Here is a 7,120-nt window from a genome sequence, read left to right as displayed (position 1 = left end):
AAAAACTAACTAAAGTAGACAGAGAAAGAGATTAATCAGAGCAGCTTGTTTCGAATTTTGAAGAATAATAAGAAAATCGAAAAAGTTAAGGTAAGAATCATCAACGAATTATCTTGGCGGCGATAGTGCGGTGGTCCCACCTGACCCCATGCCGAACTCAGAAGTGAAACGCCGTAACGCCGATGGTAGTGTGGGGTGTCCCCATGTGAGAGTAGGTCACCGCCAAGTAAGAGATAAAGAACCCCGAGTCTAGAGATAGGCTCGGGGTTTTGTTTTTTGTTATTAGCTATACTGTTCAAGATCAGATAAAATTATTGAACATAAGTAAAATGAATTTATAGGTAGATGAGATGAAAAATATTCGTTATTTTGCACAAAAATATATAGATTGGGTGATTAAATTAGGGCGATGGCGATTTTCTCTATTAGGTTTTGTTGTTCTAGCGACTTTAGCTCTTTGTACGCATATTCTTTTAAGTTTTATTTTTGTTGGTGAAATTCACTGGCAAAGTTTGATTTATTCTATTTCTTTCGGTCTAATTTCTGCACCTTTTGTTATTTATTTCTTTACCTTGCTTGTCGAAAAATTAGAACTTTCACGTTTGAGTCTTTCAAAATCAGTCACAAAACTTCGGCAAGAAGTGCAAGAGCGCATATTAGCTGAGCATCGTTTAGCGCAAGCAAATCAAGATAAAACGACATTATTAGCAACTATTAGTCATGAATTACGAACACCACTTAATGGTATTGTGGGATTAAGTCGTATTTTATTAGATACAAATCTTACCGATGAACAACGTAATTATCTACAGACAATTAGTTTTAGCGCGGTATCATTAGGACATATATTTAATGATATTATTGATTTAGAGAAAATTGATGCTAATCGTATAGAGCTTTATCAACAGGAAACGGATTTTTACGCATTAATTGATAATATCACAAATATTGGCCAATTTATGGCAATGCAAAAAAAACTTCATTTTAGTTTAAAGTGCGGTCAAGATTTACCTCGTTTTCTGATGTTAGATGGAACACGCCTAAGTCAAGTGTTATGGAATCTGCTTAGCAATGCGATCAAATTTACTAATCAAGGAAATATTATTTTAGATATTCAACGAAGCGGTGTAAACCAATATCAATTTTCAGTGATTGATTCAGGGCAGGGGATCCCTGAAGCTGATATAGATAATATTTTCACCATGTATTATCAAGTGGAAAAGAATCAGCATAAACCCGCTGGTAGTGGTATTGGACTGGCTATATCTAAAACGATAGCACACCTTATGAATGGTGATTTAACCGTGGCTAGTCAATTAGAAGTTGGTTCAACATTTAAATTAACGATTTATGCTGAAGAAGTGCAAGACCCGGTGAATAAAATGGTATTAGCACCAATTGCTCCCGATTTATCAATTTTGCTTGTTGAAGATATCGAGCTGAATATTATTGTTGCTAAGTCAGTATTAGAAAAACTCGGTTTTAATGTCGATGTTGCCATGAATGGAAAAGAGGCAATAGCGAAATTTGAGAGTAAGAACTATGATTTAGTGTTTTTAGATATTCAACTTCCTGATATGACCGGATTTGCGATAGCACAATATTTTAGGAAAAAATATGAGGATGGGATTTATGACTATTTACCTCCCTTAATCGCGTTAACAGCTAATGTGATGCAAAATAAAACAGACTATTTGGTTCAAGGCATGGATGATGTATTGACAAAACCTTTAGATATCACTGCATTAACACATTGTTTAGGAAAATATTTTACTGATGATCTCAATACGAGCTCAACCCCTTTTGAACTTGATACAGCGCAACTTCAAGCCCCCGAGCTTATTGATGATAAATTTGTTCGTGAATTAATTGATTTTATTTCTACGGATGTATTTTTAAATAATTTATCTCTGTTTCAAACTGAGTTCTATGATAATGGATTAAAACTGTGCCAAGAATATCAAGCTTATATAGAGAATAAAATTTCTAAAGAAGATTTCATTTCTAGAGCACATAAACTTAAGGGGGCAGCGGCAAGTTTAGGGCTTAAAAAACTCCAGGAGCTTGCTTCTCTCATTCAACAAGAAAATTTAGAGGACTGGGAATGTCAAGTAAGTGATTGGATTTCTGAGCTGAATAAAACTTATGCACCTAGTGTTATGGCTTTAAAAAACTGGTTAGAAAGGTTAGATAAATTGAAAATATCATAGAGAATGATTGGTAAGGACTTATTCATCCTTACCAATATTTTTTTATGAATTAAAGTGCGGTTGGATTTTTGTCAATATTTCTTTAACAACACGCGGTGTGGCGACAACAATATGCCCCTCTTTTAAAAAGCTATGACCCCCATTGAAATCACAAGCCAATGCCCCCGCTTCACGCGCGATAAATTCGCCTGCTGCAATATCCCACGCTTTTAATCCCATTTCAAAATAAGCATCAACACGTCCGGCCGCAACATAACATAAATCTAAAGCAGCTGAACCCGTACGGCGGAAATCCGCGGCACTTTCAGCAATAGGTGTCATCATGGAAAATTGTGATGGCATCAATTTTGGTTGTTTGAATGGAAAACCTGTTGCGACAATGCAACCTTGCAAATCGCGTTTTTCAGTAACACGCAAGCGAAGTTCATTTAATTTTGCCCCTTGTCCACGAACAGCAGTAAAGAGTTCGTTTTTAATTGGATCGTAAACTACACCGACTTCAGTACGACCTTTGACACGAATAGCGATAGAAACAGAAAAATGTGGAAAACCTTTGATAAAGTTTGTGGTGCCATCTAATGGATCAATTACCCACTGTGTATCTTTATCTTTGCCCTCTAACGCGCCGCTTTCTTCGGTAATGATGGTGTGGTCAGGATAAGACGCGCGAATCGTTTCAATGATTGCCGATTCTGCAGCTTTGTCTACATTGGTAACAAAATCATGGTTACCTTTTGATGATGTTTGAATACTATCAAGATGCTCATAGCTCTTAGCAATGATGTTGCCTGCTTTACGCGCTGCGCGAATAGCGATATTTAACATTGGGTTCATAATGTGTCCATTAGATAAATTGTGAAAAGAACGATGTAGGCTGAGCCTACGCATAAATCGGGCGTATTATAGTGATTTTTGCTATAAATTTCTACTGAAAAAATGCAGAATCCGACTGACTTTTATGGGTATTGTGGTAAAATACCCACAAAATTTACTCAATATCTGAATAGCATGCTAAATAACATCAGAATTGTGCTGATAGAAACCTCTCACTCTGGCAATATCGGTTCAGCAGCGAGAGCGATGAAAACCATGGGGTTGGAAAATTTATATTTAGTTAATCCCAAGCAAGCCATTGATGAGCAAGCAATTGCCTTATCTGCTGGAGCAGATGATGTGGTGAAAAATGCGAAAATTGTACCGCACTTTGATGATGCGGTTGCCGATTGTTCTTTAGTCATAGGCACAAGTGCGCGTTTACGGCATTTACAAAATACACTCATTGAGCCAAGGGAATGTGGTGAAAAGGTCATTCAGGCGGCAAAGTGCGGTCAAATTGCCCTTGTTTTTGGGTGTGAACGTGTGGGATTAACGAATGAAGAATTATTAAAATGTCATTATCATCTTACTATTCCTGCTAACCCGGATTATTCTTCGTTGAATTTAGCAATGGCGGTGCAATTAGTTTGTTATGAACTCAGAATGGCATTTTTACATCAACAAAATTTACCTGTTTCAACAATAGATAATGTCGATACATTAGCAACAGCACAGGAATTAGAATATTTTTATCAGCACACTGAGCAACTTTATACAAAGTTGAAATTTATTCATAATCAAGGTGTTATGCAAAAGTTGAGACGGCTTTATCAACGTTCTCAATTGGAGAAAAATGAGTTAAATATTTTACGTGGTATGCTCAGTGCAGTAGAAAAAACCTTAAAATAAACTCGGAAATATAGTTGATTAAATTGATGGGTTATGTAAACTATTTACATTAGATTTTTAAAAGGAAAGTATAATGAAGCTAACTTCAAAAGGTCGTTATGCTGTGACCGCTATTTTAGATATTGCTTTATTTGGTTCGGATGGACCTGTGACATTAGCCGAAATTTCTGAACGCCAGAATATTTCGCTGTCTTATTTAGAGCAATTATTTGCTAAATTACGTCGTCATGGATTAGTGAAAAGTGTACGTGGTCCGGGTGGTGGATATTGTTTAGGACAGGGAGCAGATAAGATTTCTATTGGCATGGTTGTCAATGCGGTGAATGAAAAAATTGCAGTAACGCGTTGTTTAGGACATGGAAACTGTCAAAATGGACAAGAATGTTTAACCCACCACTTATGGGAAGATTTAAGTCACCGTATCGAAAGCTTCTTGGATGAAATTACTTTAGCCGAGCTGGTGAGTAAACATAAGGTTCGTAAGGAGCATCACGGACACAAAGACTTTGAAGATTTATTAGTTGTAAATAGTTAAGAGAATAAAATGAAATTACCAATTTATTTAGATTATGCGGCAACTTGCCCGGTAGATGAACGTGTAGCGAAAAAAATGATGGAATTTTTGACTATCGATGGTACTTTTGGTAACCCTGCATCACGTTCGCATAAATTTGGTTGGCAAGCGGAAGAAGCGGTTGATATTGCTCGTAACCAGATTGCGGATTTAATTGGCGCGGATAGTCGTGAAATTGTCTTTACATCAGGTGCGACGGAAGCAGATAACCTGGCGATCAAAGGTGCGGCACATTTTTATCAAACCAAAGGCAAGCACATTATTACCTGTAAAACAGAACACAAAGCTGTGTTGGATACTTGCCGTCAATTAGAGCGTGAAGGCTTTGAAGTGACTTATCTCTCACCAAAATCAGATGGTTTAATTGATATTGAAGAATTTAAAGCAGCGATTCGCCCTGATACGATTTTAGTGTCTATTATGCACGCGAATAATGAAATCGGCGTAATTCAAGACATTAAAACCATTGGTGAAATTTGTCGTGCCAATAAAGTTATTTTCCACACCGATGCAACACAAAGTGTTGGTAAAGTTGAAATTAACCTTGCTGAATTACCTGTAGATTTATTATCTATGTCAAGCCATAAACTGTATGGACCGAAAGGTATTGGGGCATTATATGTTCGCCGCAAACCACGCATTCGTTTGGAAGCGATTATTCATGGTGGTGGTCATGAACGTGGTATGCGTTCAGGTACATTGCCTGTGCATCAAATTGTGGGCATGGGCGAAGCTTATCGTATTTGTAAAGAAGAAATGGCAACAGAAATGCCACGTCTGAAAGCATTGCGTGATCGTTTGTATAATGGCTTAAAAGATATTGAAGAAACCTATGTAAACGGTTCGATGGCGTATCGTTTAGACAATAATTTAAACATCAGCTTTAACTATGTTGAGGGTGAAAGTTTGATGATGGCATTACGTGATATCGCTGTTTCATCGGGGTCAGCCTGTACTTCTGCAAGCCTTGAGCCGTCTTATGTCTTACGTGCGTTGGGTTTAAATGATGAATTAGCGCATAGCTCTATTCGTTTTAGTTTAGGGCGTTATACAACGGAAGAAGAAATTGATTATACGATCAGTTTGATGAAAAGTGCGGTGCAAAAATTAAGAGATTTATCACCACTTTGGGATATGTACAAAGAAGGCATCGATCTGAATACGATTGAGTGGACGGCACATTAATTAGGATAGCAATACGAATAAAATGAGGGATTTTCTTCTCTCATCTAAATTTAAAGGAAAGTAAAAATGGCATATAGCGAAAAACTTTTAGATCACTATGAAAACCCACGTAATGTAGGGGCGATGGATAAAAAAGCCGCAGATGTAGGAACTGGAATGGTGGGCGCACCTGCTTGTGGTGATGTCATGCAGCTACAAATTAAAGTTAATGAAGAAGGTATTATTGAAGATGCTAAATTTAAGACTTATGGTTGTGGTTCTGCCATTGCATCAAGCTCTTTAATTACCGAGTGGGTGAAAGGGAAGTCTTTAGATGAAGCCGGTGCCATTAAAAATAGCCAAATTGCCGAGGAACTTGAATTACCACCCGTAAAAGTGCATTGCTCAATCTTGGCTGAAGATGCCATTAAAGCAGCTATCGCAGACTATAAAGCGAAACAAGGTCAATAATCATGGCAGAACAACTTAATTCACAAGAAACAGAAAACGAAAGTTCGTATTCCATTAGCATGAGCTCAAGTGCGGCAGCGCATGTAAAAAAATGTTTAGATAGCCGAGGCAAAGGTATTGGCCTACGTTTAGGGATAAAAACATCAGGTTGTTCCGGGTTGGCTTATGTTCTTGAGTTTGTTGATGAATTAAATGCTGATGACAATGTTTTTGAACAAGATGGTGTCAAAGTGATCGTGGACACCAAAAGTTTAGTCTATCTTAACGGCACACAGCTTGATTTTGTGAAAGAAGGGTTAAATGAAGGATTTAAATTTACCAACCCGAATGTAAAAGATCAATGTGGTTGTGGCGAAAGCTTTAGTGTGTAATTGAAAATGAACAATCCTTTTACTCTTTTTGATCTCCCCGTGGATTTCCAAATAAATAACGACTTGCTTTCAAGTCGTTATTTATCATTGCAAAAATCCCTTCACCCCGATAATTTTGCCCATTGTTCACCACAAGAACAGCGTTTAGCAATGCAAAAGTCTGCTGAAATTAATGACGCTTTACAAACCCTTAAAGATCCCATTAGTCGTGCGGATGTGATTATTGCTATTCACACAGGAACGCAGCAAGCGTTGGAGCAAAAACAGCACCATGATACGGCATTTCTTATGCAACAAATGGAATGGCGTGAGCGTTTGGAAGAAATTGAAAATGCAAAAGATGAAGTACAATTAATGGATTTTTCCACGGAAGTAGAAAAGACTGAACAGCAATTTTTAAGCGAAATTTCTACCGCACTTTCTGTGCAAAATTGGCAAGAGGCAGCAGAGATAGCAGATAAATTACGCTTTATTCGAAAACTCACAGAAAATATTTCTCAGCTAGAAGAAAAATTCTTTTCTTTATAAGTAAGTTAACAGACAATGTATGCAAACAAACAAACAAACAAACAAACAAACAAACAAACAAACAAACAAACAAACAA

The 7,120-nt window shown here is 37.2% G+C and carries 8 protein-coding genes and 1 rRNA gene; 8 read left to right on the top strand and 1 reads right to left on the bottom strand.

Annotated features, from left to right (window positions below; genetic code table 11):
* Window positions 1-112: 112 nt before the first annotated feature.
* Both rrf and Q0O89_RS10005 read left to right on the top strand, forming a co-directional pair.
* Window positions 113-228 (top strand): 5S ribosomal RNA (gene rrf, locus Q0O89_RS10010).
* Window positions 229-350: 122 nt separating this feature from the next.
* Window positions 351-2,210: an ATP-binding protein gene (locus Q0O89_RS10005; protein ID WP_293731557.1), complete on the top strand. Its 1,860-nt coding sequence runs from the start codon at window positions 351-353 to the stop codon at window positions 2,208-2,210.
* Window positions 2,211-2,252: 42 nt separating this feature from the next.
* Here Q0O89_RS10005 and suhB read toward each other — a convergent pair whose 3' ends face one another.
* Window positions 2,253-3,044 carry an inositol-1-monophosphatase gene (suhB, locus tag Q0O89_RS10000; protein ID WP_293731556.1) on the bottom strand — a complete coding sequence of 264 codons (792 nt, stop codon included), beginning with the start codon at window positions 3,042-3,044 and terminating at the stop codon, window positions 2,253-2,255.
* 174 nt (window positions 3,045-3,218) lie between these two features.
* Here suhB and trmJ point away from each other — a divergent pair, with 174 nt between their 5' ends.
* The 6 genes from trmJ (at window position 3,219) to hscB (ending at window position 7,043) form a co-directional block, all read left to right on the top strand.
* Window positions 3,219-3,935 (top strand): tRNA (cytosine(32)/uridine(32)-2'-O)-methyltransferase TrmJ, encoded by a 717-nt coding sequence (gene trmJ / locus Q0O89_RS09995; protein WP_293731555.1) that lies wholly within the window; start codon window positions 3,219-3,221, stop codon window positions 3,933-3,935.
* A gap of 73 nt (window positions 3,936-4,008) precedes the next feature.
* Entirely contained in the window at window positions 4,009-4,470 is a 462-nt protein-coding gene (gene iscR, locus Q0O89_RS09990) for a Fe-S cluster assembly transcriptional regulator IscR (protein ID WP_293731554.1), read from the top strand.
* A gap of 9 nt (window positions 4,471-4,479) precedes the next feature.
* Window positions 4,480-5,694 carry an IscS subfamily cysteine desulfurase gene (locus tag Q0O89_RS09985; RefSeq protein ID WP_293731553.1) on the top strand — a complete coding sequence of 405 codons (1,215 nt, stop codon included), beginning with the start codon at window positions 4,480-4,482 and terminating at the stop codon, window positions 5,692-5,694.
* A gap of 66 nt (window positions 5,695-5,760) precedes the next feature.
* Entirely contained in the window at window positions 5,761-6,144 is a 384-nt protein-coding gene (gene iscU, locus Q0O89_RS09980) for a Fe-S cluster assembly scaffold IscU (RefSeq protein ID WP_293731552.1), read from the top strand.
* 2 nt (window positions 6,145-6,146) lie between these two features.
* Window positions 6,147-6,515, top strand: a complete 369-nt coding sequence (gene iscA / locus Q0O89_RS09975) for an iron-sulfur cluster assembly protein IscA (RefSeq protein WP_293731551.1) — start codon at window positions 6,147-6,149, stop codon at window positions 6,513-6,515.
* A gap of 6 nt (window positions 6,516-6,521) precedes the next feature.
* A complete protein-coding gene (gene hscB, locus Q0O89_RS09970; protein ID WP_293731550.1) occupies window positions 6,522-7,043 on the top strand; it encodes a Fe-S protein assembly co-chaperone HscB in 522 nt (173 codons plus the stop codon).
* Window positions 7,044-7,120: the final 77 nt, after the last annotated feature.

Source organism: uncultured Actinobacillus sp. (assembly GCF_945915845.1).
In the GTDB taxonomy this organism is placed as follows: Bacteria; Pseudomonadota; Gammaproteobacteria; order Enterobacterales; family Pasteurellaceae; genus Exercitatus.
This window is presented reverse-complemented; position numbering and strand designations above follow the sequence as displayed.